At 64.1% G+C, this 25,176-nt stretch carries 26 protein-coding genes; 12 read left to right on the forward strand and 14 right to left on the reverse strand.

All coding sequences use genetic code 11. The annotated features are described in order from the left end of the window. Nucleotides 1-16: 16 nt before the first annotated feature. From D8Y22_RS02860 to D8Y22_RS02875, 4 genes are all read left to right on the forward strand, one after another. Nucleotides 17-898, forward strand: a complete 882-nt coding sequence (locus tag D8Y22_RS02860; RefSeq protein ID WP_141463211.1) for a carbohydrate kinase family protein — start codon at nt 17-19, stop codon at nt 896-898. 329 nt (nt 899-1,227) lie between these two features. Further along, complete coding sequence (locus D8Y22_RS02865; RefSeq protein WP_141463212.1) at nt 1,228-1,530, forward strand: HalOD1 output domain-containing protein; 303 nt, start codon at nt 1,228-1,230, stop codon at nt 1,528-1,530. A 150-nt stretch (nt 1,531-1,680) separates the two neighbouring features. Beyond that, on the forward strand, nt 1,681-2,457 hold the full coding sequence (locus tag D8Y22_RS02870) for a nucleoside phosphorylase (RefSeq protein ID WP_141463213.1): 777 nt from the start codon (nt 1,681-1,683) through the stop codon (nt 2,455-2,457). Next, nucleotides 2,454-2,903 (forward strand): MaoC family dehydratase, encoded by a 450-nt coding sequence (locus D8Y22_RS02875; RefSeq protein WP_141463214.1) that lies wholly within the window; start codon nt 2,454-2,456, stop codon nt 2,901-2,903. Before D8Y22_RS02870 ends, D8Y22_RS02875 begins: the two co-directional genes overlap by 4 nt. A gap of 89 nt (nt 2,904-2,992) precedes the next feature. On the opposite strand, the gene D8Y22_RS02880 is transcribed toward D8Y22_RS02875, so the two are convergent. Beyond that, nucleotides 2,993-3,811 carry an HNH endonuclease gene (locus D8Y22_RS02880; RefSeq protein ID WP_141463215.1) on the reverse strand — a complete coding sequence of 273 codons (819 nt, stop codon included), beginning with the start codon at nt 3,809-3,811 and terminating at the stop codon, nt 2,993-2,995. Between the two features lie 149 nt (nt 3,812-3,960). Between D8Y22_RS02880 and D8Y22_RS02885 the strand changes: the two genes are divergently transcribed. Next, nucleotides 3,961-4,962 carry an AI-2E family transporter gene (locus D8Y22_RS02885; RefSeq protein ID WP_141463216.1) on the forward strand — a complete coding sequence of 334 codons (1,002 nt, stop codon included), beginning with the start codon at nt 3,961-3,963 and terminating at the stop codon, nt 4,960-4,962. A 130-nt stretch (nt 4,963-5,092) separates the two neighbouring features. Here D8Y22_RS02885 and ligA read toward each other — a convergent pair whose 3' ends face one another. The 4 genes from ligA to D8Y22_RS02905 form a co-directional block, all read right to left on the reverse strand. Next, nucleotides 5,093-7,225, reverse strand: coding sequence for an NAD-dependent DNA ligase LigA (gene ligA, locus D8Y22_RS02890; protein WP_141463217.1), 2,133 nt, complete (start codon nt 7,223-7,225; stop codon nt 5,093-5,095). Between the two features lie 96 nt (nt 7,226-7,321). After that, on the reverse strand, nt 7,322-8,545 hold the full coding sequence (locus tag D8Y22_RS02895) for a M48 family metallopeptidase (RefSeq protein WP_141463218.1): 1,224 nt from the start codon (nt 8,543-8,545) through the stop codon (nt 7,322-7,324). 180 nt (nt 8,546-8,725) lie between these two features. After that, complete coding sequence (locus D8Y22_RS02900; protein ID WP_141463219.1) at nt 8,726-9,997, reverse strand: amidohydrolase; 1,272 nt, start codon at nt 9,995-9,997, stop codon at nt 8,726-8,728. A 47-nt stretch (nt 9,998-10,044) separates the two neighbouring features. Next, complete coding sequence (locus tag D8Y22_RS02905) at nt 10,045-10,380, reverse strand: uS10/mL48 family ribosomal protein (RefSeq protein WP_141463220.1); 336 nt, start codon at nt 10,378-10,380, stop codon at nt 10,045-10,047. A 276-nt stretch (nt 10,381-10,656) separates the two neighbouring features. Between D8Y22_RS02905 and D8Y22_RS02910 the strand changes: the two genes are divergently transcribed. Then, on the forward strand, nt 10,657-11,100 hold the full coding sequence (locus D8Y22_RS02910; protein ID WP_141463221.1) for a bis(5'-nucleosyl)-tetraphosphatase: 444 nt from the start codon (nt 10,657-10,659) through the stop codon (nt 11,098-11,100). 107 nt (nt 11,101-11,207) lie between these two features. Here the strand turns inward: D8Y22_RS02910 and D8Y22_RS02915 are convergent, their stop codons facing one another. The 4 genes from D8Y22_RS02915 to D8Y22_RS02930 all read right to left on the reverse strand — a co-directional run bounded on the left by D8Y22_RS02915 (nt 11,208) and on the right by D8Y22_RS02930 (nt 15,593). Continuing rightward, nucleotides 11,208-12,227: a GNAT family N-acetyltransferase gene (locus D8Y22_RS02915; RefSeq protein ID WP_141463222.1), complete on the reverse strand. Its 1,020-nt coding sequence runs from the start codon at nt 12,225-12,227 to the stop codon at nt 11,208-11,210. A 205-nt stretch (nt 12,228-12,432) separates the two neighbouring features. Then, on the reverse strand, nt 12,433-12,657 hold the full coding sequence (locus D8Y22_RS23225; protein WP_174811733.1) for a hypothetical protein: 225 nt from the start codon (nt 12,655-12,657) through the stop codon (nt 12,433-12,435). A 288-nt stretch (nt 12,658-12,945) separates the two neighbouring features. Continuing rightward, a complete protein-coding gene (locus tag D8Y22_RS02925) occupies nt 12,946-14,253 on the reverse strand; it encodes a glycosyltransferase (RefSeq protein WP_141463223.1) in 1,308 nt (435 codons plus the stop codon). After that, nucleotides 14,250-15,593, reverse strand: coding sequence for a prenyltransferase/squalene oxidase repeat-containing protein (locus tag D8Y22_RS02930; protein ID WP_246084341.1), 1,344 nt, complete (start codon nt 15,591-15,593; stop codon nt 14,250-14,252). Before D8Y22_RS02930 ends, D8Y22_RS02925 begins: the two co-directional genes overlap by 4 nt. Before the next feature lie 163 nt (nt 15,594-15,756). On the opposite strand from D8Y22_RS02930, the gene D8Y22_RS02935 reads away from it, so the two are divergent. Both D8Y22_RS02935 and glnA read left to right on the forward strand, forming a co-directional pair. Further along, the gene (locus D8Y22_RS02935; RefSeq protein ID WP_141463224.1) at nt 15,757-16,875 is read left to right on the forward strand and encodes a DUF354 domain-containing protein; all 1,119 of its coding nucleotides are present in this window, start codon (nt 15,757-15,759) and stop codon (nt 16,873-16,875) included. Between the two features lie 419 nt (nt 16,876-17,294). Next, nucleotides 17,295-18,650: a type I glutamate--ammonia ligase gene (glnA, locus tag D8Y22_RS02940; RefSeq protein WP_141463225.1), complete on the forward strand. Its 1,356-nt coding sequence runs from the start codon at nt 17,295-17,297 to the stop codon at nt 18,648-18,650. A gap of 259 nt (nt 18,651-18,909) precedes the next feature. Here glnA and D8Y22_RS02945 read toward each other — a convergent pair whose 3' ends face one another. Further along, entirely contained in the window at nt 18,910-19,143 is a 234-nt protein-coding gene (locus tag D8Y22_RS02945; RefSeq protein ID WP_141463226.1) for a MarR family transcriptional regulator, read from the reverse strand. Nucleotides 19,144-19,218: 75 nt separating this feature from the next. Here D8Y22_RS02945 and D8Y22_RS02950 point away from each other — a divergent pair, with 75 nt between their 5' ends. Further along, a complete protein-coding gene (locus tag D8Y22_RS02950; protein ID WP_342781887.1) occupies nt 19,219-19,656 on the forward strand; it encodes a hypothetical protein in 438 nt (145 codons plus the stop codon). Nucleotides 19,657-19,699: 43 nt separating this feature from the next. Here D8Y22_RS02950 and D8Y22_RS02955 read toward each other — a convergent pair whose 3' ends face one another. Together D8Y22_RS02955 and D8Y22_RS02960 are read right to left on the reverse strand one after the other, a co-directional pair. Then, nucleotides 19,700-20,410 (reverse strand): SDR family NAD(P)-dependent oxidoreductase, encoded by a 711-nt coding sequence (locus D8Y22_RS02955; protein ID WP_141463227.1) that lies wholly within the window; start codon nt 20,408-20,410, stop codon nt 19,700-19,702. Nucleotides 20,411-20,477: 67 nt separating this feature from the next. Then, complete coding sequence (locus tag D8Y22_RS02960; RefSeq protein ID WP_141463228.1) at nt 20,478-20,927, reverse strand: response regulator; 450 nt, start codon at nt 20,925-20,927, stop codon at nt 20,478-20,480. 208 nt (nt 20,928-21,135) lie between these two features. Here D8Y22_RS02960 and D8Y22_RS02965 point away from each other — a divergent pair, with 208 nt between their 5' ends. From D8Y22_RS02965 to D8Y22_RS02975, 3 genes are all read left to right on the forward strand, one after another. After that, entirely contained in the window at nt 21,136-21,801 is a 666-nt protein-coding gene (locus tag D8Y22_RS02965) for a glycerophosphodiester phosphodiesterase (protein WP_141463229.1), read from the forward strand. Nucleotides 21,802-22,003: 202 nt separating this feature from the next. After that, the gene (locus D8Y22_RS02970) at nt 22,004-23,128 is read left to right on the forward strand and encodes a ComEC/Rec2 family competence protein (protein WP_141463230.1); all 1,125 of its coding nucleotides are present in this window, start codon (nt 22,004-22,006) and stop codon (nt 23,126-23,128) included. After that, complete coding sequence (locus D8Y22_RS02975) at nt 23,125-23,424, forward strand: DUF3006 domain-containing protein (protein ID WP_141463231.1); 300 nt, start codon at nt 23,125-23,127, stop codon at nt 23,422-23,424. Before D8Y22_RS02970 ends, D8Y22_RS02975 begins: the two co-directional genes overlap by 4 nt. A gap of 7 nt (nt 23,425-23,431) precedes the next feature. Here the strand turns inward: D8Y22_RS02975 and D8Y22_RS02980 are convergent, their stop codons facing one another. Beyond that, on the reverse strand, nt 23,432-24,697 hold the full coding sequence (locus tag D8Y22_RS02980; RefSeq protein WP_141463232.1) for an MFS transporter: 1,266 nt from the start codon (nt 24,695-24,697) through the stop codon (nt 23,432-23,434). A 63-nt stretch (nt 24,698-24,760) separates the two neighbouring features. Further along, entirely contained in the window at nt 24,761-25,159 is a 399-nt protein-coding gene (locus tag D8Y22_RS02985; RefSeq protein WP_141463233.1) for a secondary thiamine-phosphate synthase enzyme YjbQ, read from the reverse strand. Nucleotides 25,160-25,176: the final 17 nt, after the last annotated feature.

Consider the following 25,176-nt stretch of genomic DNA (forward strand, 5'->3'; position numbering starts at 1 on the left):
GTTGGTTCAACTCCGCATGTCTACGGTCCTCACTGCTGGTCACGTCAACTGGGACGTGACGCTTCGGGTCGACCAACTCCCCGAGGCCGACGGCGAGGCGTCGATCCGTTCACAACACCGCTCGGGCGGCGGCAGTGCCGCCAACGTCGCCGCTGCACTCACGGGTCTGGGCGTCGACGCCGGACTGATCGGCAGCGTCGGCGACGACGACACCGGCGACCTCGCCCGCCGCGAGCTCGAGTCCGCCGGCGTCTCGCTCGAGGGACTGCGCGTCGTCAAGGACGCCGACACGGCGGTCAAGTACCTGCTCGTCGACGACGACGGCGAGGTCGCCGTGCTCGGCAACGACGGCGTCAACGAAGCCGTCGGACCGGACGATATCAAGCCAGCGCGCGTTCGTGGTGCCGACTACGTCCATCTGACGAGCCAGCGGCCGGATACCGCCGCGAGGATCGCAACGATCGCCGACGATGCCGGCAACACCGTGAGCTTCGATCCCGGCCGGCGCCTCGCGCGTCGCGACTACGAGGCGACGCTCGCGGCGAGCGATATCGTCTTCGCGAACGACCGGGAGGTTGCGGCCCTGCTCGAGGACGAGTATCTCGGCTCCGATTTCAGTGATCGAACGCTCGTCATCAAACACGGCGGCGACGGTGCGAAAGTCCATACGCCGGCGGCATCGTACGATCATCCCGGATTCGACATCGATCCAGTGGATACGGCCGGTGCCGGCGACGCGTTCGCCGCCGGCTTTCTCGCGACGCTCGTCGACGGGGGCGGCGTCGAGCGTGCACTCGAGTACGCAAACGCCTGTGGCGCGCTCACTGCCAGTGAAGACGGCGCCCGAAGTGCGCCGACGGTCGAAGCGGTTAGATCGTTTCTACGCAGCCGGTACTGACGATGGCAAACGAGGTGTCTGCCGGTCGTGAAGCGGCCTCGTCGTGTGTCTCCTGTGCTGATACTGTCGGACAGAACGACGTGACGCCGATCGGTCTGCTAGCGTTGTCACCGTCGGCGACGACCCCGAATGCACGATCGGCGTCGTCTCGACTGCTGTCCGACAGTATGAGACACGATAGCGTGTCACATAATACCACGACGAATTGTGGCCGCATATACGCAATGACGAACGGTTTCGGGTTCTCATCAGGTGGCGTCTGACGGTAACTATATGAGCCGGGCCGTTGGTCACTCGAGTGGAGTGTCACGGCAACGTGACGGAGAGACATGACGGATCGAAGGATATGCGAGTCTCACGGGCGTGCATTCGGCCGCCACGTCCGCTACGACCGACGTGAGGGGGAATCGCCGAGTATTGCCGTTGCAACAGCGCTGGCGCAGTATTTCGACGAAGATGTGACGAAGGCGAATACTCGACTGTACGAGTACGTCGATCCGGAGGCGCTCGATGCGCTCTTTGCGAAGACGTACAGCGGAGCCGAACGCTCGGTGCGGTCTGTCGAGTTCACGGTCGACGAAACGACAGTCCTCGTTCGGTCGGACCGGATCGAAGTGAGCCCGACTGCCTGATACGGACTGGTGTCGGTCGGTACCGGTATTTGCTCGACCTGCTCGAGCGATCACCGAGAAAACGCGACCCGATCCGTATGCGCTTTCGGTATCGATGGAGACGGTCGAGTTCTCGAATGCTTTTTCTCGCCGCCCGCGGAAACAGCGGGCATGAGTACGCAACCACACTTACTCGTCGAGGAAGGCGACCTAACCGACATTGCACTCGTGCCGGGCGATCCGGGCCGGGTCGACCGTATCGCCGACCACTGTGACGAGGCCAAAACCGTCGCCGAAAATCGTGAGTACAAACTCGTCAACGCGACCTACGAGGGTCGCGAGCTGACGATCTGTTCGACCGGGATCGGCTGTCCGTCGGCGGCTATCGCCGTCGAAGAACTCGCAAACGTCGGCGTCGAGACGTTCCTGCGCGTCGGGACGACGGGCGCCCTGCAGTCGGATATCGAGATCGGCGACATGGTCGTCGCGACCGGTGCCGCCAAAAACGAAGGGACCACCAAGCGATACGAGGATGTCGAGTACCCCGCCGTTCCCGACTACGACGCCGTCTCGGCGCTCGTCGACGCCGCCGAAGCCAACGACGAGTGCGCGGCCGCCACGGGCGCGGATGAAACGAACGGCGGAGCCGCGAGCCGCGTCCACGTCGGACCGATCGCCTCCGACGATGCCTTCTACGCCGAGACCGACGAACACGTCGCCGACTGGGAGGACGCCGGCCTGCTCTGTGTCGAGATGGAGGCCGCCGCGCTCTTTACGCTCGCGCGGCGCAAGGGCCTTCGCGCCGGTGCGATCTGTACCGTCGACGGCAACCTCGTGGAAGGCACCCAGAAAGGAACCGACACCGAAGACGACGAACTTCCCGAAAAGGCGAAAAACAACGTCGGCCGCGCCATCGACATCACCCTCGAGGCCGCGACCCGACTATGACGCTGTACTACGAAGACCTCGAGCCGGGTTCGACGTACGAGTGTGGCTCGGTCACGCTGACCAAAGACGAGATCATCGAGTTCGCCCAGCAGTTCGATCCCCAACCGTTTCACACGGACGAGGAGGCGGCCAAAGAGTCGATGTTCGGCGAACTCGTCGCCAGCGGCCTTCACACGCTCTGTCTGTCCGTTCGGTTGTTCGTCACCGAGTTCATCCAGGGCGGCCACGACCTCGCGAACATGGGCGGACTCGGCATGGACGACCTCCAGTGGCACGAGCCGGTCCGACCCGGGGATACGCTCACGCTCGAGATCGAAATCCTCGACAAGCGCCGCTCCGAGAGCCGCGATGATCGCGGTTACGTCGAGTTCGAACGGCGAATGGTCGACGAGGACGGCGTGACGGTGCTCTCGCTTCGCTCGCACAACATCGTCGAACGCCAGTAACCTACCCTGCCTACTCCCTCGTTTTCGCTTTCCTTGAGAGAGAGCTTCGCGCCTGCAATCAGCTACATCGCCCTCGAGGACGTTTCGATTCAGCGATCGTTTCCGTCGCCCTTGAGCGTCGTCGCGACCGCCGTCGTTCGCGCGGTCAGGGCTTCGGTCGTCGCCGAGGCCGTCTGCAACGTTTCGTTGATCGCCTCGTACAGCGCCTCGAAGTCGACGTCGCCGTTGGCGGACCCACGACGCCAGTCGCTGACGTCGCGTCGCTCGAGACCACACGTCTTGCACTGTCGGTCGGCAGCCTCGAGCGGATCGAAGCAGCCGTGACAGCGCTCGAGGCCGGCGACGATGGTTTCGCCGAGAGCGACGATCCCTCGCAGTTCGGACTGGAGTTTCGTCGCCGTGCCGGTAAACTCGCCGACCGCGTCGTTGATCGCCGGCTCGAGTGCGTCCTCGCTGATAGCATGCAGCGAGTCCAGTTCGGTGTCGACGGACTCGATCGCGAGCAAGACCTCTCGTCGTGCTTGGCGGTACTCCGCGGCCTGGGCGTCGATCGACGCCCCGTCGGCAGCGGCCGCCTCGAGTTCGCTGGGCAGTCCAGTCGTCAGCGAGGCGAACGCAGCCACCGCCGAGACTGTGACGCCCTCGCGTTCGGTCGTCGTGCGCACGAGCGAGAAGCAGTCGTCCGCCTCGAGCGCCGGGATCACGTCCGTCTCGGTCCGAAGCGAGTTCCAACAACCGGCACAGACGGTGACGAGCGCGCTCTCGTCGATCGGTTCCGCGAGCGCGTCGTCGTCGACCCGATAGCACCGTAGCTCGGTCGTATCGTCGTCTGTGCCACACCGCCGACAGGTATGGCCGTCTCGCTCGAGGACGGTGGGTCGCTGTTGATAGCGCTGGCCTGCAGTCACGAGCGAGCGAAGACAGCGAACCGCTAAAAGAATACTGGTCGCTCGAGTGTCGATGGTCGATTCCTCGCGGGCCGGATCGAACCGTCGATAGTCATCGGTTCCTGGCAGTCGGGTCGCCTTTTATCTGCCCGTTCGTGGATGGCTCGTGTGTGAATCGAAGCAAGGGATTTCTCTTCGCGCTCGCTGCGCTCTTTGCGTACTTTTCCTGGCAGCTCGTGACGCCGTTTCTCCAGTACATCCTCGCGGCGATTCTTCTCGCGTTCGTCCTCTATCCGCTGCAACGCCGGTTCGAGGGACGATTGTCGGCCGGTGCCGCCGCCTTCTCGTTGCTCGTGCTCGCAGTTGTCGGCTTCATCGTGCCGTTTGCTCTCGTCGCTATCGTCGTCGCCGACGACGCGGCGACCATTCTCGGTGATATCGACCCACAGGATCTCGAGATCGCCGCCCTCGAGGAGTGGCTCGCCGACGAGGTCGGCATCGATGTCGATATCACGGATGCGATCGCGGATTCCGCCCAGCAGATCGGTTCGATGCTGTTAGAGCAGACGACGGCGTGGTTTAGCGTCCTTACGCACACGCTGATCGGACTCGGACTCCTGTTGTTCGTGCTCTACTACTTGCTCAAAGAGGGTGACCAGTTGCTTTCGTGGTTGCGCGAGCGGACGCCGCTTCCCGACGAGGTTCAGGACGACCTCTACGAGGAGCTCAACGAGGTCATGTGGGCGGTGCTGGCCGGTCACGTGTTGATCGCGATCGCCCAGGGCGTGATCGCAGGAGTCGGACTCTTCGCGACGGGAATCCCGAACGCCGCGTTCTGGACGTTCGTGATGGTCATCCTCGCACTCGTCCCGCTGATCGGGGCCTTTCTGGTGTGGGGGCCGGCGGTCGTCTACCTCTTCATCACGGGCGAACCACTGCTTGCGCTCGCACTTGGGATCTACAGCGCGATTATCGTCGGCGTCTCCGACGACTACCTGCGGCCGATCGTTGTCGATCGCTACGCCGAGTTGAGCCCCGCGATCATCATCCTCGGCGTGCTCGGCGGGATCTACGCCTTCGGCGTCATGGGGCTGTTCTTCGGCCCCGTCTTGCTCGGTGCCTTGCTGGCGACCGTTGACGTCCTCGACGAACACTACGAGGACCTCGAGTGATCACGCAAACACCACCCAGCGACGTATCCGAAGACGCCACGGTCCGTCTCATACGGATTGCTGTAACGATTTACCGGCGAAACCGCAGACGGGTCGCGGTTTCGCCGGTAACGACTTACAGTAAACCGTATCACTCGAGGTCGATCCCGCGATCCGCGAGCAGCTCCCGAAACTCGGCTTCCTCGAGCGTCGGCACGTCGTTTTCGTCGGCGTCGTCGCGTTTCGTCCGGCCCGGATTCGAGCCGACGACGAGGTAGTCGGTGTTGCCCGAGACGCTTCCCGTCGCGTTCGCACCGTGGGCCTCGACGGTCTCCTGGGCCTCCCCGCGGGTCGTGTCCTCGAGCGAGCCGGTAAAGACGAACGTGAGTCCCTCGAGTTCGTCGCCGGCGTCGGTGTCTACCGCTTGGGGTGAGACGTGTTCGAGCACGTCGTCGACCGCGGCGGCGTTGGCTTCGCTCGCGAAAAACTCGTGGACGTGGGCGGCGACCGTTTCGCCGACGTCGTCGACATCCTCGAGGCGTTCGGGATCGGTCGTCGCAACCGCACGCAACGCCTCGAAACTGCCGAACTCCCGGGCGACCTCGCGCGCAGTTGCCGGGCCGACGTGGGGAATTCCGAGCGCCGACAGAAAGTCGGCTAATGGCGGCTCGCGACTCGCCTCGAGTTCGGCGAGCAGATTCTCGGCGCTGGTCTCGCCCCAGCCCTCGAGGTCGGTCAGTGTCTCGCGCTCGAGGTCGTAGAGGTCGGCGATCGACTCGACCAGTTCGGCCTCGACCAGTTGTCGGACGCTCTGCTCGCCCAGCCCCTCGAGGTCGAGACCATCGTCGCTGGCGTAGTACTCGATCGACCGACGGAGCTGGGCGTCACAGGCCAGCCCGCCGGTACAGAACGCCATCGGCCCGTCGCGCTCGATCGCGCTGTCACAGACGGGGCAGTTGTCGGGGAGTTCGTAGTGGCTGTCGGGCTCGTTCTCCGAGTCTTTCTCCACGACCGCCTCGACGTAGGGGATCACGTCGCCCGCCCGCTGGACGCGAACCGTATCGCCGACATCGACGTTCTTCTCGGCCATCTCCTCGGGGTTGTGGAGGCTCGCTCGCGAGACCGTGACGCCGCCGACATCGACCGGCTCGAGCAAGGCGACGGGAGTTACCCGACCCGTCCGACCGATCTGGACGGCGATGTCGGCGATCGGCGTCACCTCCGCTCGCGGCGGGAACTTGTAAGCGAATGCGTAGCGGTCGTGTCGCGCCGTTCGCCCAAGCTCCTCGCGAGCCTCGCGGTCGTCGACCTTGACGACGGTGCCGTCGATCTCGTAGTCCAGGTCGTCGCGGGCCTCGAGCATGCGGTCCCGGTAGTCGATGGCGGCGTCGATTGCGGTTACCGGCGAGTTTTTCTCATCCGCCGCGATCTCGACGTGATCGGTCACCCGCAGTCCCCACTCGGGGAACCGCTCGAGTTCCGCGTGGTGGCTGTCCTCGAGGTCGCTAGCCTCGAGTACGTCGAAGTAGAAGACCTCGAGGGGCCGGTCGGCGACGATCGACGGATCGAGTTGCCGGATCGTCCCCGCGGTGGCGTTGCGGGGGTTTGCGAAGGGCTCTTCCCCGCGCTCGATGCGCTCGCGGTTGTGCGACTGAAAGGCGTCTTTGGGCATGTAAACCTCTCCCCGCACCGCGAGGAAGTCCGGGTAGTCGCCGTGGAGTTGCTGCGGAACGGAACCGATCGTCCGGGCGTTGCGAGTCACGTCGTCGCCCTCGCGACCGTCACCCCGAGTCACGGCGCGCTCGAGGCGGCCGTCCTCGTAGACGAACTCCATCGAGACGCCGTCGAATTTTGGCTCACAGACGTAGCTGACATCGTCGTACCCGCTCTCGCGCAGTTCCCGACGGACGCGCTCGTCGAACTCGCGGACATCCGTCTCCTCGCCGCTCTGGTCGATCGAGAGCATCGGCGCGACGTGTTCGACCGTTTCGAACCCCTCTATGGGCTCGCCACCGACGCTCCTGGTCGGGCTGTCCGGGTGAGAGAGATCGAAGGTGTCCTCGAGGGCGACCAGTCGCGAGAACAGCGCGTCGTACGTGCGGTCGGCGATTATCGGATCGCTCTCGACGTAGTAGCGGCGATCGTGGTGGCGAATCGCCTCGCGAAGCTGTGCGACCTGTTCGCGTGCCTTGCCTTCGGCAAGCGACTCGAGTGGATCGAACTCGGTCGGCGGATCGCGGAGATACGGGTTGTCCTCCCCGGCCTGCTGGTCACTGCGAACCATTGCTTGAGCGAGGGTTGGTCGCACTCCTTCTAAAGACCGCTGACTCGAGACGACACTCGCGGCCCACCGACTCGAGTAGCCATCCCGATCGATGACCTACGACTGCTTGCGAAGTCGCTCGATGCGCTTTTCGGTCGGCGGGTGAGTACCAAAGAGCGTCCGCTCGACGAAACGCCGCGTCCGATCGAAAAAGCGGTGTTCCTCCCACGGCGGCGGGACGATCGCGAAGGCCGTGCCGGCGCCGTGATCGCGCAGATCGGTCGATGGACGCCGCTCGAGGTCTCGATCGAGCGTCTCGAGGGCGCTGGCGAGGGCGGCCCGATCGCCGGTGATCGCGACGGCACCCTGGTCGGCGACGTACTCGCGGTAGCGACTGACGACGGCGACGGACCACCGCACCGCGACGATGACCACACCGCCCGGGACGGCGACGACAGGATGCTCGTAGCGTTCGATCTGTTTCCAGGCGTAGGCTGCGGGCACCGACAGTGCCGTCACCACGGCCAGGTCCCGGTTCGTTACGTGAGCGAGTTCGTGGGCCAGCACGGCATCGAGTTCGCGCTCCTCGAGACCATCGACGAGTCCCCGGGAGACGACCAGCGTCGAATTCGCGGCCCGGTAGCCGACGGTCGCGGCGGTCGGCGTCGGCGACGCACCGAGTCGAACGGTCGGCGAGGGCACGTCCGCCTGACGCGCGAGCCGATCGACCCGAGCCTGAACGGCCCCACGTCGCTGCTCGAGCTCCTCGGGTGGGGACTCGAGCACACGGACGGACGCCTCGAGTTCAGACAGCGCCGCGGTGTCGTCGGTCCACTCGGCGTGGACGACCCACGCGAGGTGGGCCAGCGTGCCGGCGAGGCCGACGACGGCCGCCGCTGCGAGCGGATCGACCGTCTCTCGCCACGCCGTCGCCTCGGTGACGCCGAACGCGACGAACGTGCCCACGAGCGCGGCGACGAGCCAGCTACACACCGTCGGCCACCCGGTGATCGGCCTCGAGTACAACAGTCCGTTCCCGATCGTTTCGACGACGTTAGCGACCCCGTCGTGTGCGACCCGATCCGAAACCGAACCCCGGGGATAGAACCGCCGTATCGGCGCCGTCCCGACGAGCCAGCCGACGTAGAGGCCAGTACAGAGCAACGCGAGGACGAACGCGTAGGCGAGCCACTCCTCGAGAGCCATCAGGAAGATGAGCGCCATAAACGCCAGCACGACGAATTCGAACGCGAGGACGACCAGCTGTCCGAACCCGGCGAAGATAGTCGCGACGGTCATCCGAACCCAGAGCCCGAGCTGTACTCGCGTCGGCCAGTTCATCAGCTGGCCACCTCGAGCGTGGCGATTCGGCCCCGAATTCGCTGGGCCCGGTCGACTGTTCGAGGGGGCACCGTTACGTATCCGTATTGAGACGGTCGGGAAGAAGATTCCGGACGCAGGTTCGAGCGTTCGGACCGGCGAAACACCTGGAGACGACCGTCGTACTGGCGAAATTGTCGATCAGTACTCGTCCCCGATCCGCTCGATCGCACCGGCGAGGACGTCGACACCGTGGCCGATGCTCGCCTCGTCGACATCGAACGTCGAGGTGTGGTGGCCGCCGGGGTGGTCCGTCCCGACGCCGACGTAGCAGGCCTGTCCCCCATTCTCCTGTACCGCCTGCATCAGGTAGGTGGCGTCTTCGCTGCCGCCGAGGTCGTCGCGCTCGAGGATGCGTTCCACGCCGTCGGTTTCACCGGCGACGTTGGCGACGATGTCGGCGAGTTTCGGGTCGCTCGTTGCACTCGGCGCTCGCGCGCCCGGCTCGAGGTCGATCTCACAGTCGTACATTTCGGCGGCGTTCCGAAACACGCGCTCGGCTTTTTCGTACATGTACTCCATCAGTTCGGTCGTCTCGCCGCGCACTTCGGCGACGACGCGGGCGTGCTCGGGGACGATGTTCGACGCGCTCCCGCCCTCGACGATGCCTGCGTTGACCCGCGTCGCGCCGTCGTCGTGGCGCGGAATAGCGTAGAGGTTCTGGACGGCCGTCGCCATCGCCTGGACGGCGTTTCGCCCCGCCTCGGGATGGGCGCCCGCGTGGGACGGTTCGCCGATAAACGTTGCCTCGAGGTGTGAAACGGCCAGAAAGCCGTCGATACCGGCGACGATCTCCCCGGTGGGATGGTCGAGCCCGACGTGGACCGCGAGCAGCTGGTCGACGTCCTCGATGTGTTCGCTCTCTGCCATCGGCTTCCCGCCACCGATGTTCTCCTCGGCCGGCTGGAAGAACACCTTCAGCGTGCCCGTGAAGTCGCTCTCGGCGATGGCCTCGAGGACGCCGATGCCGATCGTGGTGTGGGCGTCGTGGCCGCAGGCGTGCATCGCGCCCTCGTGTTCGGAGCGAAAGCCCGCGCTCGCGGGGTGGTGGGTCTGATCGTCGGCCTCCGCCTGCGGGAGCCCGTCGATATCGACCCGGAGACCGACGGTCGGGCCCTCGCCTTGCCCGAGGACGGCGACGGCGCCCGTATAGCCGCCCTCGAGTCGTTCGAGGACGCCCTCGTCGGCGTCGGTTTCGCGGGCTTGCTGGTACCAGCCCTCGAGGTCGCGTTCGTCGGGAACCGCCAGCCGGTGCTCGCCGGCGATGGCGTCGGGACCGACGTGGAGTTCGTCGAGGTCGAGTCGGGACTCGAGTTCGTCGACGATGCGTGCAGTGGTATAGAATTCTCGCCAGGCGGGTTCGGGTCGGCGATGGAAGTCACGACGGAGCGCGATCAGGTCGGACGAGGTCATATATCGCGTATCGTCGCGACGAGTGAAAAGTCGTTACCCTCGAGCGGTCAGTTGCTCCGTCCCGTCCCCTGCAACTGCTCGACCTCGGCTTCGATGTGGACCGAATCCGGGAAGTTCTGCGAGGCGATGTTGCGCGCGAGGTTGTCGTGGCCGTGAATCTCGAGTTCGCGGGTGAAGACGGTGTACTCCCAGGACGAAAAGCGCCGTTCGTCGTCGGCGTGGAGCCGGCAGTGCTGTGGAACCGAATGCTTCTCCGGCGGATGGGAGTGGGGACCTTTCAGCGCTGCCCCCTTTCGTTCGGCGGTCGTTTTGATGTCGTCGACGATGCCATCGAGGGCGGCACGATCGCCGCTCTGGAGCGTAAGGCGGGTAACGAAGGTCATCAGTTGCTGGTCACAACGTCACCGACCGGCGCGTAAAAACCTGCTGAGATTGGTCGGCAACTTCGCACGCGCCGAGAAACGTGTCGTCTTCGCGAGTGGCGTCGACGACGCTCGAGTGATTTCACACCGGATTGGGACGGACCGTTGGAAGTCAGTGTCGACGAACTCACAGACAGATCGTGGTTTCGCCGGGAGATCGGTACACCAGACCAAGATCAGTGTACGTGTGACGAACAGTCCGATATTCTCTTAACGTCGTATCTATTAGTTCGTGTAATGGCAGTCGAAGCTACGAGCGCAGGCGCAATCCTCTTCCGCGATACGCGGGGCCGGCGCGAGTATCTTCTACTCAAGAGCCGCCCAGGCGACTGGGAGTTTCCCAAGGGCGGTGTCGAAGGAGATGAAGAGCTACAACAGACGGCGATCCGCGAAGTAACGGAAGAGGCAGGTATCGAGGAGTTCCGGCTACTCGACGGCTTTCGCGAGGACTACAACTACGTCTTCGAGGCGAACGGCAACACCATCCATAAGACCGTTCACCTCTTTGTCGCGAAGTCCTTCGAGGCGAGTGCGGAACTCTCACACGAACATCGCGACCTCCAGTGGCGCGACTACGAGCAGGCGATCAACACCGTCACGCAGGACGGGCCGCGAGAAATCTTAGAACAGGCCCACGAGTTCTTGGACGAGCGCGAGGAGGAGAAAGCGGACGACGCGTAACGGCTCCTCGAGGCCGGCAGTCGGTCCTCGCTACGAAACCGCGTCGCATCCTGGGAGGACACGGTCGGGCTACCGGGCGCTACGGCCTGGCGATAGTCGCTCCCACGTCATTTCAGCGAACCGGCCACCTTCTTGTAGGCCGATTTCGCCACGGTCATCTCGAGGCCCGACGACTCGACCACGTAGTACGGTCGCAGTTCGCCGTTGAACTTCCCTTTGTACTCACAGAGTCGTTCGGTGTTGGCACCGACGAGGTCGTAGCCGGTCACCGACTCGAGGGCCGGATCGGTGACGATATCCTCGAGGATGACCCGGTGGAGGACGGTGTTGACGCTGACGTGGTCGTAGGAGGCGGTGACGCCGCCCTGCCAGTAGTAGGCCAGATCGTTCGAAAAGAGCGCGAGGATGCCGCTTTTGTACTCGCCGTCGGGAGTTCGGGCGACGTAGACGCGCCAGCGGTCCTCGGAGAGCGAGGCGAGCAGATCGCGCAGGAACGGTCGGGTCAGCGGCGCCGTATCGTCGTACTCCGCGTACTGCTCGACGACGTCGTCGTAGATTCGCATGGCTGCATCGATCCCTTCGGTTTCGACCTCGAGGTCGAGCTCCTCGTACCGGCGCATTTCGTTTCGTAGACTCTTCGAAAAGCCCGTCATGGCGTCCTCGATGTCGGTGCAACCCTCGAGATCGACGACGTAGGTGAACTCCGGTTCGACCGCGAAATCGTTCCAGCCGTAGGGCCGAGGGTCGTCGTAGCCGACGGGACAGGTCATCCGAAAGAGCGTCGATCGCTCCCCGACCTCGAGGTCGTCGACGACGCCGCCGGCCAGTTCGGCGTTGATCCGCTCCCACTTTCGACGTTTCGGACTGTTGGGGTCGATGAGCGGGCCCAGACGAGGGACGCCGAGCGAGACGGGCGGCGAGAAGACAGTTCGCCCGACCGCCTTCTCGTCGATGAACACCGGCAGTAGGCCGACCGCCTGCTGGCCCTTGTACGCCCCGTAGAGACGTATTTCGGCGTCGGTGTGAGCGTCGAGTACGGCAAGCGCGTCGGGATCGTGAAAGATCTCGAACCCGCTGTTGGGGAGGGCGTTCCGCCAGGCCTCGAGATCGATTCGTTCGATATCCATGTGCGTGTCCGATCGGTGACCGATCGTTTTGTTATCACGGTAGTACCAGCCTCGTCGCGTACTCGTGGCGTCGTAAACGAGTTCCTAGACGCGGTAGGGGGAGCGTGGAGCCCTCGAATTCGGACGATGGAGCCGTCGACGGCTGGCTTCGGATTTTTTGGCAGAAGAACCGTTATGGCACACACCTCGAGCGCCGGCTTCGGGGCTATCCAGACCACGGGTCCCTCGAGACGGCCGCGACGACGATCCTGCGCGTCGCCGAGCGACGCGGCTCTTCAGTGCTCGCCTGTGACGCGAACGTCGTTCCGCTGTACTTCGAACTGCTCGAGGACGAGCGGGCCGCCCGGATCGTCGACTCGTTGGCGTCCCTCGAGACGGCTCGCGGGCTTCGAATGCGTGCACGGCCGTTCACGTATCGGGTGGTGCGCACGGAGTTCTTGCTCTACCGGGATATCACTACCACGTCTGGCCCTGGAACAGCTTCGCGTACGCGAACGGACCCTGCCGGTACGGCTACGCGGATCGGGCGCGCCGAGAAGTCGCACGGATCGAACGCTCCCTCGAGCGCTACGGCACCTTCCTCGAGGTATTATCGCTCGACGGTGGTCCCTACGTCAAACGCGGTTACGCGAGCGCCGCGGACTTCACCGCCGCGGCCGCGCTGTGGCTCGAGTTCCGGCACGCGAGCGATCGCCCGGATCGGCGCTCCGGCGCGGAGTCATGACCGCTCCTCGAAGGTCGCCAGAATGTCCGCCCAGTCGGTCGCTGCCCGCTCGAGCGAGCAACTGTCGCGAACGTCGGTCGCGTTCGCGCCGAGGCGCTGCCGTTCGTCGACGCTCTCGAGCGCTCGTGCCATCGCCGCGGCGATCGTCGCCGGCTCGCGATCCGGAACGACGATCCCGTTTTCGCCGTCGGTGACGACGTCTGCAATCGAACCGACCCGCGGAACGATGGGCGCGAGCCCGGTCGCCATGGCCTCGAGCATGACCAGCGGCAGCGCGTCCCGCTTCGACGTGAGCACGAACGCATCGGAACGCCGGTAGTAGGTCAGGGGATCGTCGACCCAGCCCGGGAGATCGACGCGGTCCTCGAGTCCGTAGGCACGACAGTCGCGAGCGACGGCCGACCGCAGCGGGCCCTCGCCGACCATCGCTGCGCGAACGTCGTAGCCCGAGCGCTCGAGGGCTGCGAGCGCGGCGACGAACCGCCTCGGGTCCTTCTCGGCGCTGAACCGGCCCACCCAGACGAAGTCGTACTCGGTGTCGGGGAGCTCTGGTTGGGCGGTCGGTCGGTCGTCGTCACCCCGATCGTCGACGGGCGGTTTACCGGCGGCCTCGAGCGGTCGATAGGTCTCGATGTCGATCGGGTTCGTCAGCCGTGCGATCCGGTCGGGGTCGACGCCGGCTCGAGCCAGTCGCTTGGCGTGATCGCTCCCCGGAACGGAGACGACATCGAAGCGCCGGAACAGCCACCGGGGGAGCGGGCCGTACCACCGGCGGGCGTGGTGATCGAGATCGATTCCGATGATCCCGAGGTGAGCGGGGTAACCGTAGACGGCCCTGCAGACGAGCGCGTAGATCCCGTAGGGAACGAGCGAGATCGAGACGACCGCGTCGTACTCGTTTCGATACCCCTCGTAGAGAGCGACAAAGAGCAGGGCCACGACGCGGAGAATCCGGGGTCCAACATCGGGCACGAAAACGTGGCGCGCGCCGTCGATGTCGGTCGTCGGATCCAGACAGACGAGCGTCGTCTCGCCGGCGACGGCTGCGAGGGGCCCGTAGTGGCGGTCGTTCTTGTGTGCGAGCCCGGTGATGACGAGGACGCGTTCGTCCGTGGTCGCCGATCTGGCGGTCTCGTCGCTGGACTCACGAGCGTCGTCTTCGGCCGTCGGATCGTGTCCGTGTCTCCCGCTCGAGGAGTCGGTCTCCTGGCTGCCCATTGGGCTCGAGCCAACCGATGGCGCTGTTTCCCGTCGAGAGTCGTCGGCCTCATCCGTCTCGGGCTCGGTCGCTGGCTGGCTCATCGGTTCCTGGCGCTCGGGGGCCGGTGGGAATCGCCATCGACGGCCGCGGTACCCTGCTGGGCGTTACCGTCGTCTCGCCGAGCACTCGCCAGCAAGAGTTCCGAGAGCGCGTAGCTCATCCAGCCCTGGCACCACCGCATCAGCGTGACATGCTTCGTGTGGTGGCGGAACTTTCGATAGTAAAACTGTCCCTCCTCGACCTGGAGGTTCGCGAGCACCCACCGGAGGATCCGCTCGGCGAACTCGAGGTCGCCCTCGCGAGTGAACACGAGCATTCCCTGCGTGCTGGCGTGGATGTCCCGCGGGTAGGCATTGGCTTCGTCGAAGTTCGGCGCGCCGTCGAGTTCGAACAGCTCCTCGCGGTAGAACCGAAGGGCCGACTCCAGAGTGTCGGCGTACCGGTCGGCGTCGACGGTGTCGCGATAGCGCTGGAAGGCCTCGATGACGAACCCGTTGTGATGGCTGTCCATCGAGAGATGCGACGCCGAGGCGGGCAGCCGATAGGGCCAGCCGCCGCGGTCGGTCTGGTTCGTGGCGATGTGATCGAGGATCTTCGTCGCACGCTCGCGATAGTCCTCGTCGCCGAAGTAGTCGTAGAGGTCGACCAGCATACCCGCTCCGAGCGCGGCCGAATTGATCGTATAGGAGTCCTCGGGGTGGTTCATGTGGTAGTCGATCTTCGCGCCGTCCTCGACCTCGCGGTAGTGTAGATCCTCGACGAGGAAGTCGGCCGCCGTGCGGGCGAGGTCGGCGTGGGCGGTTGCACGGTCGGCATCTACCCGATCCGACCCCGTCGCGAGTCGGGCACGCTGAAGGAGCGCGTGAACGGCGTAGGCCGTCGAAACGATGTCGGGATCGCTCGGTACCCCTTTGGTATGGAGGTGCTGAATCGGATGGCGGTGCCCGCCACAGAAGCCGCTGTAGTCGGTGATCCGTTCTTCGACGAGCCAGTCGGTGAGCCGGTCGGCTTCCCCGACCGGATCGAAAGCGTTCGCAACCGGCGCGTCCGTACGCGCCAGTTCGTGATAGTTCAGATTCGCCATCGCAAACAGCGCCGTACCCTTGTAGTTGCGCCGCTGTTCGACGCGAAAGAGCGGCCTGACGTCGACCGGCGCTCGCTTGACTGTCTCCTGGACGGCCAGGTTGAGAAATCGATTCTCGAACGGCAGCGCCTGCAGGAGCTGGCTGCTCAGTCCGTCGCCGTAATCCGGGCCGACGTACTCCCGACGGCGGGCGTACGCAAGCGTCGAATCCAGTACCTGTCCGTATCGCTCGAGCGCCCGACTGTTTACGGTCGTCTCGGTTCCCCCAGTGCGGTCGGGAACGCTGTGGGTCTGCATCGACGGCAGCCTCGAGTCCGACGGCCATTATTATCCGTTCGCTACCCGGACGCCGGTGGTGGAAGGTCGCCGGTACGCGCGCCGGTTCCGGTCGCTGTGGCGGGTATGGGGCTGATAACAAATTCCGCCGGGAGCGCACTGGCAACGAGAGGTGTCTGTCAGCATGCACTATCTGTTCTTTACGAACACGCCGGCCCACGTCCACCTGTACAAACACGCCGTCAGACGGCTTCGTGAGCAGGGCCACGAGGTGCTCGTCCTCGCACGGGACTACACCTGTACCGTCGACTTGCTCGAGTGGTACGACCTCCCCTTCGCGGTCTATGGCGCCTGTGACACCTCGAAAGGCTCGCTGTTGAGCCGGCTGCCGGCCCACTACGTCAACGCGATCCGACGGGCTCGTCGGTTCGACCCGGACCTGATCTTCGGAATGGGCGGCTACGCGGCTCACACCGGTGCGGTAACCCGAACCCCGACGGTCCTGCTGATTGACTCCGAGCCAGCGTCGTTCGATCACTCGATTTCGACGCCGTTCGCGCGGACGATCCTCACCCCGAACACGTTCCGAAAGGACCTCGGCGAGGACCACTACGTCTTTCCGGGACTCAAAGAGTGCGCCTACCTCCATCCGTCGGTCTACGAGCCGAATCCATCGGTCCGTGACCGCCTCGGCGTCGGCCCCGACGAGTCGTATGCCATCCTCCGGCTCAACGCCTTCGGCTCCCAGCACGATGTCGGCAAGCAGGGACTGACGGGCGACGATCGCCGTGAAATCGTCGCCCGTCTCGCCGAGGACGCGACCGTCCTCGTCTCCGACGAAGGCCAGGACGCCGACCTCGAGGGGCTGGCGGCTCGTTCGTTCGATCTCCATCCTGCACTGCTACACGACGCGCTGGCGGAAGCCTCGCTGCTGGTCGCCGACACCCAGACGATGGTCACCGAGGCCGCCCTGCTTGGCACGCCGGCGATCCGCTCGAACTCCTTCGTCGGCGAGGACGACATGGGAAACTTCGTCGAACTCGAGCGCCAGGGCCTGATCCACAACGTGACCACGACCGAGAAGATCCTCGAGCGGGCGGGCTCGTTGCTCGGCGACGACGGCGTCGAGGGCACCTGGCAACGGCGCCGCCGGGAGTTTTTGGCTGATACCGTGAACCTGACGGATGTCGTCGTCGAGGTCGCACTCGCCAACGGCTACGTCGACGACCTCGAGTCGGTCCGACAGTTCGACCGATCCTCGCGGCCGGACGCCGCCGACTCCATCGGTATCGGCGGCGATTGATACACGAGATCCGTATGAGATGGTGTGTTGTAGCTACAGCGAGTTCTCGAGATCGACCGGCGTCGTCAGGGACTCGGTCGCGGGTTCGGTAGATCGTTCGCGCAAAAATCGGTGAGAGCCGAGGCGTTTCGAATATATATATATATATTCCACCGAACCAGTCCGATACCGTGGTCGCTCTACTCGAACAATGGGCGAATTCGACACGAGCGATGTGATTTCCGACCAATGTAAACTCGTCGTCGGTGAACGTTCTGTACGTTCTCTAGCTCGGGCCGGAAGATTTCGAACGGAGTCAAACCTATCCGCCGATGTGAACCAGATTATATCTAGAATGTCCAATTCTGAGTTGATCTGCGTATATTCGCCCACAACAGTAGAGCTTTAATAGTAGAATCCATTGTCCTACTCGATAGAAGATGACAGGTGGAAACCTGACTACCGCAGAAGAGGAGGTACTGAACGAGATCGAAGAAGAAGATGTCGACTTCCTTCGATTACAGTTTACCGACATTCTTGGTACGGTCAAAAACGTCGCCGTCCCGGCCCGACAGGCCGAGAAAGCCTTCACCGATGGCATCTACTTCGACGGCTCCTCGATCGAAGGCTTCGTTCGCATTCAGGAGTCGGACATGCGTCTCGTGCCCGACCCCGACACGTTCGCCATCCTCCCCTGGAGACAGGGCGAGGAAAGCGCGGCCGCCCGGATGATCTGTGACGTCTACGACACCTCGACGGACGAACCCTTCGAGGGCGACCCACGTCGCGTGCTCAAGAATGCCCTCGAGCGCGCCGAAGAGATGGGCTACGAGGTCAACTTCGCGCCCGAACCCGAGTTCTTCATGTTCGAGGAAGACGAGGACGGCCGCGCGACGACCGACACCGCCGACCACGGCGGCTACTTCGACCTCGCGCCGAAAGACCTCGCCAGCGACGTGCGCCGCGACATCATCTACGGGCTCGAGGACATGGGCTTCGAGATTGAAGCCAGCCACCACGAGGTCGCCCGCGGCCAGTACGAGATCAACTTCGAGTACGACGACGCGCTGTCGACGGCAGACAACGTCGCGACCTTCCGCACCGTCGTCCGGGCCATCGCCGCCCAACACGATCTTCACGCAACCTTCATGCCCAAGCCCATCCCGAAGATCAACGGCTCGGGGATGCACACCCACATGTCCCTGATGACCGAGGACGGCGAGAACGCCTTCCACGACGAGAGCGACGAGTTCAACCTGAGCGACACCGCACACTCCTATCTCGCTGGCGTTCTCGAGCACGCGCCCGCGATCACGGCCATCGCGAACCCGACGGTAAACAGCTACAAGCGCCTGGTCCCAGGCTACGAGGCACCCGTCTACGTCGCCTGGTCCGACCGCAACCGCTCGGCGCTCGTGCGCAAACCGGCCGCACGTATCCCTGCCGCCTCGCGCATCGAACTGCGCTCGCCCGATCCCTCGTGTAACCCGTACCTCGCGTTCGCCGTCATGATTCAGGCAGGTCTTGACGGCATCGAGCAGGACCTCGAGTGTCCGGACCCGGTTCGGGAGAACATCTACGAGTTCGACGAAGCAAAGCGCGAAGAGTACGGCATCGAGACGCTGCCGTCGAACCTCGGCGAAGCCGTCGACGCCTTAGAGGAAGACGAAGTCATCTACGATGCCCTCGGCGAACACGTCGCACCGAAGTTCGTCGAAGCCAAGAGCCAGGAGTTCGAGGAGTACCTCGTCGACGTCTCCGACTGGGAGCTCGATCGCTACCTCGAGACGTTCTGATCGACAGTAGACGAGGCGCTACTCTCGAGCGGCTCGTTGCCTCCTCACTGAGGGATTATCGTCGGGGTTCATAGATTTCTCGACCGGGGATCGAAACACAGTATCATACGGCTTACTGTCCCGATGTACCAGCCCAGCTGCCGCCCGGGTCGCGGGTGGGCCGGAACTGACGGACAGGAAACCGTATCAATCTCTGCGAGGCGACACATCCGGTTGGCTACGATAATCCCTAACTGTTGTGTGCGAACGCGGCGAGGCCCTAGTTCCTAACGACGTACTCGTCGCCCGATTTTTCGACGAGACCCTCGCTTCTCAGGGACTGCAGGATGCTCAGAATGTCGATTTTCTTCGTGGCCAGCGACTGCTCCAGGTCGTCGACGGTTGCGCCGTCGGTCGCGTCGAGAAACAGATAGACGAGTTTCGCCTGTGCCGACTCGAGCGTATCTGGAATCGGGTCGGTCGATGGCGCCGTCCGTGGCTTCTGTGAATTCATTGTCACTCGGTGCGTCCACGTTCTCGTATAAAAGAATCGCTGCGAATGAGATTATATCTCCCGGAGATGCCTAATATGTGTATCAGTGACACCGTCGCTCGAGACAGTCGGGGGCTACTGGGCGGCGACGGATGGCTTTACAATCGTCCCCGCTCGAGCGTCGAGCGGATGACCGATATCGGCAGCGAGCCGCCCACACCACCGGACGAACTCGACGAGGACCTCCGTGAAGCACTCGAGATACTTGCCGACCGAGAGCCGGCGACCCTCGAGGCGGTGGCGACGTACGCGACCGAGCTGGCGAGGTGGGCCGAGTCGACGGATCGGGCGCGGTCACAGCCTGTGACCGAACGCGACAGCCTCGAGGATGGAGAGACTGCTTCCTCGTCGGTCCCCGACGACGTTCCGGAAGGGGCGACCGTCTCGAAGACGGCTATCGCGGGCACGACCTACCGATACTATCAGTGGCGCGAGGGCGACGAGATCAAATCGAAGACGGTCGAGCTCGAGTGACCGAGACCAGGTCCCACGCACCGTTTCGACGGGCGCTCGGATATCAGGCGTCGCCGTAAACCGGCACGGCAGCGCCGCTGGTGACGGCCGTCGCGTCGCTACAGAGCACGGCCATGACATCGGCGATAGCCGCCGGATCGACCCACTCGTCGTGGTCGGCGTCGGGCATCATCTCCCGGTTCATCGGCGTATCGATCACGCTTGGTAGCACGCAGTTGGCCCGCACAGTGTCTCGGTTTTCCGCGGCGAGCGTCTCGGTCAGGATGCGGATCCCCGCCTTCGTGATCCGGTAGGGGCCGTCACCCTCACCACCCTCGAGGCCGGAGCGCGCGCTGACGCTAACGATCGCTCCCTCGCTGTCCTGCAGGTGAGGGAGGGCGTGTTTCGAGGCCAGAAACGCCGTTTGCAGGTTGATATCGAGGAGTTGCTGGAACGTCTCGAGGTCGGTCTCCTCGATCGGCGAGCCTCCCTTCCAGGTGCCCGCGATGTTGAGCAAGTGGTCGATCCGACCGTGGTCGTCGACGATATCGTCGACGAGCGTCGAGACCGCGGCTTCGTCGGTCAGATCCGCCTGGTAGAAGGCCCCATCCGAACTCGAGTCCTCGAGAAGACTCCCATCGGGCTCGACGACGTCGACGGCACAGACGGTCGCGCCAGCGCGTCGAAAACGCTCGACGGCAGCACTTCCGAGCGCTCCGCTCGCGCCGGTGACGATAGCGACGGTTCCCTCGAAATCGATGTCGACGGTAGACATAGGTGTTCGTGCACCGGCCGGACAAATCAATGGATGGGGCGCGACGGTCCACGGGGAGGCGACTGTGTTACGCCGGCAAGGACGGCAACGCCACGTACTCGAACCAGAACTTCGCGACCGATTCGACCATCGCGGCGTACTCGTCGGGATCGGTCGGCTTGGTCAGGTAGGCGTTGGCGGCCAGTTCGTAGCTCTCGAAGACGTCCTCGCAGGCGGTCGAACTCGTCAAGACGAGCACCGGGAGTCGGGCGAGGATGGGATCGTCCTGAATGGCCTCGAGGAAACCGAACCCGTTCATTCCCGGGAGATTGAGATCGAGTAAGACGAGATCAGGAACCGTCGCTGGGTCGTCGTGGCGACGGCGTGACAACACCTCGAGCGCTTCGATACCGTCGGTCGCGACACAAAGCTCGATGTCGAGCTCGACCCCCTCGAAAGCGAGCTGTGTGAGACGAACGTCACCCGGATTGTCTTCGATGAGGAGGATTTCGACAGGTTGGTTGGGGCGGCGGCTCATCAGTTGCAGGAGCTACCATCTCGTCGTGGTGGGTGGTCTGTCATTCGGCTCTCTGGGCGAGTGTTGCTATGGTACCCGGTTAAACGTATTTGCTAAAGGCTTTGGGAGTTCATGGTCGCCCGCCAGCCGACAGCCACGCGGTCGTGCGATTCGAGGGCACGGTCGACCGGCCGAGAGTATAACATCGTTCGCCACGACGTCTAGACGAATGCGTCTTATCGCCCACCGGGGATTCGCATCGACTGCACCGGAGAACACGATCGCCGCCATCCAGACGGCGGCGGAAGTCGCGGACGCCGTCGAATTCGACGTTCGCCGCTGTGGCTCGGGCGAACTCGTCGTCGTCCACGACGAGACGATCGATCGCATCACCGGCGGCGTCGGCACCGTCGCCGACAGCCCGCTCGCGGAGCTCAAGACCCACAGCGTCCTCGAGTCGGGCGAGCAGATCCCGACGCTCGAGGAGATGCTCGCGGCCGTACCGACGGACACCGAAATCAACCTCGAGATGAAAGCGCGCGGGATCGCCGACGACGTTCTCATGGCCCTCGAGGGCGTGGAAAATCGCGTCGTCACCACGTCCTTTCTCGAGGACGAACTCCGGGACGTTCGCGCGCTCGACCCGGCCCAGCCGACGGGGCTGCTGGTCCGTCGCGATCTCGAAACCCCGGTGACGACGGCGATCGAACTGGACTGTGACGTCATCGGCGCGAACTACGCTCGCTGTCTGGGGACGCGGCTCGTCCCGCGAGCGAAAGCGCTCGGGCTCGAGGTTCACGCGTGGTCGATCGAACGGCCGCTGGCTGCGAGGCTACTCGGCTGGCGCGGCGTCGATTGTGTCTCGGCCGATCGGCCTATCGAGCTGCCATCCTGACTGCGATCGATATCTCTGGCGCATCGAGTGTGGATATGCAGTGACCGAGATTCAGTAAGCGCGAAAAAGTGCCAATTGGATTTTATGATTTTCAATAAAGGCTAGTAGTAGCAGATACTGATGCCTCACAACTAATTTTTAATCGGTCAGATCTCTTAGCCGACCGGAACGATCATGCGATCACGCCGGCTCCTGGGACACGATGAAACGGCTCGTGTTGCTCGGGGTCGTCGTGACGATGCTTTTCGTCGGTGGGTGTGTCGATGGGACGGGACAGGACGAGGGCGCCGTCTCGAGCGACGGGACTGACGAACTTGTCGACCCGGACGCGGCGGGCGAACCGGCGAATTCCGAGACCGAGGACGAGCCAACAGCCACAGACGGCGGTGACGAATCGACTGCTCCGCCTGCCGACTCGGAAACCGGCGTCGACGGCGAACTCGAGATTCATCACATCGACGTCGGCCAGGCGGATGCGACGTTGCTGATCGAGCCCTCGGGTGAGACGATGCTCGTCGACTCGGGCGACTGGCGAGACGGTGGGGACGGCGTGATCGCGTACCTCGAGGCACAGGATGTCGATCGTATCGACCACCTCGTCGCGACGCATGCACACGCGGACCACATCGGTGGTCACGATACGATAATCGAACACTACGAAACCAACCGCGAGGGGGTCGACACCGCGTACGACTCCGGCGTCGCCCACACGAGCCAGACGTACGATCGATATCTCGACGCCGTCGAAGCCCACGACATCGACTTGCTCGTCGTCGAGGACGGCGATAGCTTCGCGTTCGGCGAGGCCGCCGTCGACATCTACAACCCACCAGCCGAAGAATCGGGAACGGATCTCCACTACAACAGCGTCGCACTCGCCTTCGAGTTCGGCGAATTCACGTATCTCACGACGGGCGATGCGGAGGCCGACGCCGAACACCGCATGATCGACGAACACGACGACCTCGAGGCAAAGGCCTATCAGGCCGGCCACCACGGCTCTTCGACCTCGTCGACCGAGTCGTTCCTCGAGCACGTCTCACCCGCTGCTGTCGTCGTCTCGAGCGATCACGACTCCCAGTACGGCCATCCACACGACGAGGTCCTCGAGCGCTTTACCGATCGAGGCGTCGAGACCTACTGGACCGGCGTCCACGGCGATGTCGTCGTGCGGACCGACGGCCAGGAGTACGGTATCGAGACCGAACGCGAGTTCTCGACCGACCCGATGGCTCTCCTCGAGGCGAAACCGGCGGTCGAGAACGACACACAAGAATCGATCAGTCCGTCGATCGACCATACGGAGAGAACCGCTTTAAGGACATGACTGCGACGTACACTGCCACGGTCGATCGCATCGTCGACGGCGAGACTGCGGTGGTCTTGCTCGAGAACGACGGCGACGCCGACGACGAATCTGCCGGCGATCCAGTCGACCAGTTCGACGTAGACGTAGGCGAATTGCCGGACGAGGCCCGCCACGAGGGGGCAATCCTCGAGGTCGTCGTCGACGAGGAGGAAATTCGCGATGCGACGTATCGACCGGAACTGACGCGGTCACGTCGAGCGGACGCCCAGGATCGCCTGGACCGACTGTCGGAACGGCTGTCCGACCAGGACTAGTTGCGGGTCAATCGACGAGCGACAGCGTGAGGAACAGCAGGGCCAGCACGACGCTTACACCGGCGATCGCCGGGAACGCAGCGACGACGCCCCACTCCGTCGCGAGTACCCCAAACACCGCCGGACCGCTCGCACTGCCAAGCGCCGACCCCGTCTGGATGACGCCGAACAGGCTCCCGCTCGAGGCTTTCTCGGCCTGCTTCGAGACCATCGCGTTCTTGACGGGGTAGCTCGCGTACATCATCGCGCCGATGATGGCGAACCAGACGGTAAGTACGACCGTCACGGCAAGCAGGGAGAGCCCATCGGTGACGGCCGTCGCCGCAAGCGTTCCGGCGACCAGGAACGCGGTGGCGATCGAGGCCCCGATACCGAGGGTGACCCGATCGAATCGGTCCGCGAGATCCCCTGCGTACAGCGACGCGAGACTGCCCCCGACCAGCAGTGCGAAGAAGGTGATGTTGCCGACCGACACGGACGAACCGGTCTCGGCGGTGACGTAGGACGTCGTGTAGGTTTGGATCGCCCGGTGTTGCATCGACAGGACGAGCGTCACGAAAAAGAGCACGACGATACTCGGCGTGAGACGAAGATCGACCGGACTGCCGATCGACCGAACCCGTGCTCGAAGCGACGGTTGGTCGTTCCCACCATCGGCTCGAGGCGACGGATCGTCCGCAGCCGTCTCCGCCTCGGCGGTCACGTACAGGTACGTGACGACCAGCGTCGCAATGGCGCCGATAGCAACGCCGGCGACGAGCGCGAGCCGCCAGCCGGCGACGACGGCGACGCCGCCGACGACGACCGGTGCCGTCATCGTCCCGAGTGCGCCGCCGAAGCCGAAGATCCCCATCGCTTTCCCCTCGGTCTCGTCGGTCTCGGCATCGCTGACCAGCGCCATCCCGGTGGGGTGGAACGTACTCCCGCTGATGCCGGCGATCGTTTGCGCGAGGAGCAACGTTTCGTAGCTGGTCGCGACGCTTGCAACCAGAATGCCGACGGCCATTCCGAACAGCCCGCCGAGGAGAAGCCGATCCTTGCCGACGACGTCGGCGAGAACGCCGGCAGGCAGCTGGAAGAGCACGTACATGACGAAAAAGACCGTCACTAACAGTCCGGCCTGCCCGTAGGTAATCCCGAGATCGGCGACCAACAACGGGATGATCGGCGGAATAACGATCGAGAAGAACTCGTTGACGCCGTGACCGAGGGTGGTCGAGCCAACTATTCGCGGGCGAGAGACGGCCTGCAATCGACTGAAGAGACCGGACACGTCACGTAGCGGTCGGGCCGAGAGCGATAAAAATGTGTGGATGGCAGGGAACCTCGCCCCAAATCAGTCGACGGTACTGCCGACAGTCGTCACCGTCACCGTCCGCGTCCGTGGCCCATCACACTCGAGCAACAGCACCGACTGCCAGCGGCCAAGCGCCGGACTGCCGTCGGTGACCGGAATCGTCACGTCTGGCCCGAGCAACGTCGCTCGCAAGTGTGAATCGGCGTTTCCATCGAGTTGATCGTGTTTGTGGCCCCCGTCAGGGACGACATCCGCGAGGAACGCCTCGAGATCCTCGCGCAGCCGCGGCTCGTTCTCCTGGACGACCAGACCCGCGGTCGTATGTTCGACGAAGGCCGTACACGTCCCCGACTCGAGGTCGTCGGGAACGGCTGCGGCGATACGATCGGTCACGTCGATGGTCGTGAGACGGTCGTCAGTTTCGACGGTGAACGTCATACCGGTCGCTACGAGCG

The sequence above is a fragment of the Salinadaptatus halalkaliphilus genome (assembly GCF_006543045.1).
Lineage (GTDB): Archaea > Halobacteriota > Halobacteria > Halobacteriales > Natrialbaceae > Salinadaptatus > Salinadaptatus halalkaliphilus.

Coding starts and splice junctions, on each gene's coding strand:
- D8Y22_RS02960 (WP_141463228.1), bottom strand. CDS start 20,927: ATGAGCCGCCGCCCCAACCAACCTGTCGAAATCCTCCTCATCGAAGAC.
- D8Y22_RS02965 (WP_141463229.1), top strand. CDS start 21,136: ATGCGTCTTATCGCCCACCGGGGATTCGCATCGACTGCACCGGAGAAC.
- D8Y22_RS02985 (WP_141463233.1), bottom strand. CDS start 25,159: ATGACGTTCACCGTCGAAACTGACGACCGTCTCACGACCATCGACGTG.
- D8Y22_RS02905 (WP_141463220.1), bottom strand. CDS start 10,380: ATGACCTTCGTTACCCGCCTTACGCTCCAGAGCGGCGATCGTGCCGCC.
- D8Y22_RS02935 (WP_141463224.1), top strand. CDS start 15,757: ATGCACTATCTGTTCTTTACGAACACGCCGGCCCACGTCCACCTGTAC.
- D8Y22_RS02875 (WP_141463214.1), top strand. CDS start 2,454: ATGACGCTGTACTACGAAGACCTCGAGCCGGGTTCGACGTACGAGTGT.
- D8Y22_RS02950 (WP_342781887.1), top strand. CDS start 19,219: ATGTGTATCAGTGACACCGTCGCTCGAGACAGTCGGGGGCTACTGGGC.
- D8Y22_RS02930 (WP_246084341.1), bottom strand. CDS start 15,593: ATGCAGACCCACAGCGTTCCCGACCGCACTGGGGGAACCGAGACGACC.
- D8Y22_RS02955 (WP_141463227.1), bottom strand. CDS start 20,410: ATGTCTACCGTCGACATCGATTTCGAGGGAACCGTCGCTATCGTCACC.
- ligA (WP_141463217.1), bottom strand. CDS start 7,225: ATGGTTCGCAGTGACCAGCAGGCCGGGGAGGACAACCCGTATCTCCGC.
- D8Y22_RS02860 (WP_141463211.1), top strand. CDS start 17: ATGTCTACGGTCCTCACTGCTGGTCACGTCAACTGGGACGTGACGCTT.
- D8Y22_RS02895 (WP_141463218.1), bottom strand. CDS start 8,545: ATGAACTGGCCGACGCGAGTACAGCTCGGGCTCTGGGTTCGGATGACC.
- D8Y22_RS02970 (WP_141463230.1), top strand. CDS start 22,004: ATGAAACGGCTCGTGTTGCTCGGGGTCGTCGTGACGATGCTTTTCGTC.
- D8Y22_RS02925 (WP_141463223.1), bottom strand. CDS start 14,253: ATGAGCCAGCCAGCGACCGAGCCCGAGACGGATGAGGCCGACGACTCT.
- D8Y22_RS02900 (WP_141463219.1), bottom strand. CDS start 9,997: ATGACCTCGTCCGACCTGATCGCGCTCCGTCGTGACTTCCATCGCCGA.
- D8Y22_RS02865 (WP_141463212.1), top strand. CDS start 1,228: ATGACGGATCGAAGGATATGCGAGTCTCACGGGCGTGCATTCGGCCGC.
- D8Y22_RS02945 (WP_141463226.1), bottom strand. CDS start 19,143: ATGAATTCACAGAAGCCACGGACGGCGCCATCGACCGACCCGATTCCA.
- D8Y22_RS02915 (WP_141463222.1), bottom strand. CDS start 12,227: ATGGATATCGAACGAATCGATCTCGAGGCCTGGCGGAACGCCCTCCCC.
- glnA (WP_141463225.1), top strand. CDS start 17,295: ATGACAGGTGGAAACCTGACTACCGCAGAAGAGGAGGTACTGAACGAG.
- D8Y22_RS02910 (WP_141463221.1), top strand. CDS start 10,657: ATGGCAGTCGAAGCTACGAGCGCAGGCGCAATCCTCTTCCGCGATACG.
- D8Y22_RS02975 (WP_141463231.1), top strand. CDS start 23,125: ATGACTGCGACGTACACTGCCACGGTCGATCGCATCGTCGACGGCGAG.
- D8Y22_RS02870 (WP_141463213.1), top strand. CDS start 1,681: ATGAGTACGCAACCACACTTACTCGTCGAGGAAGGCGACCTAACCGAC.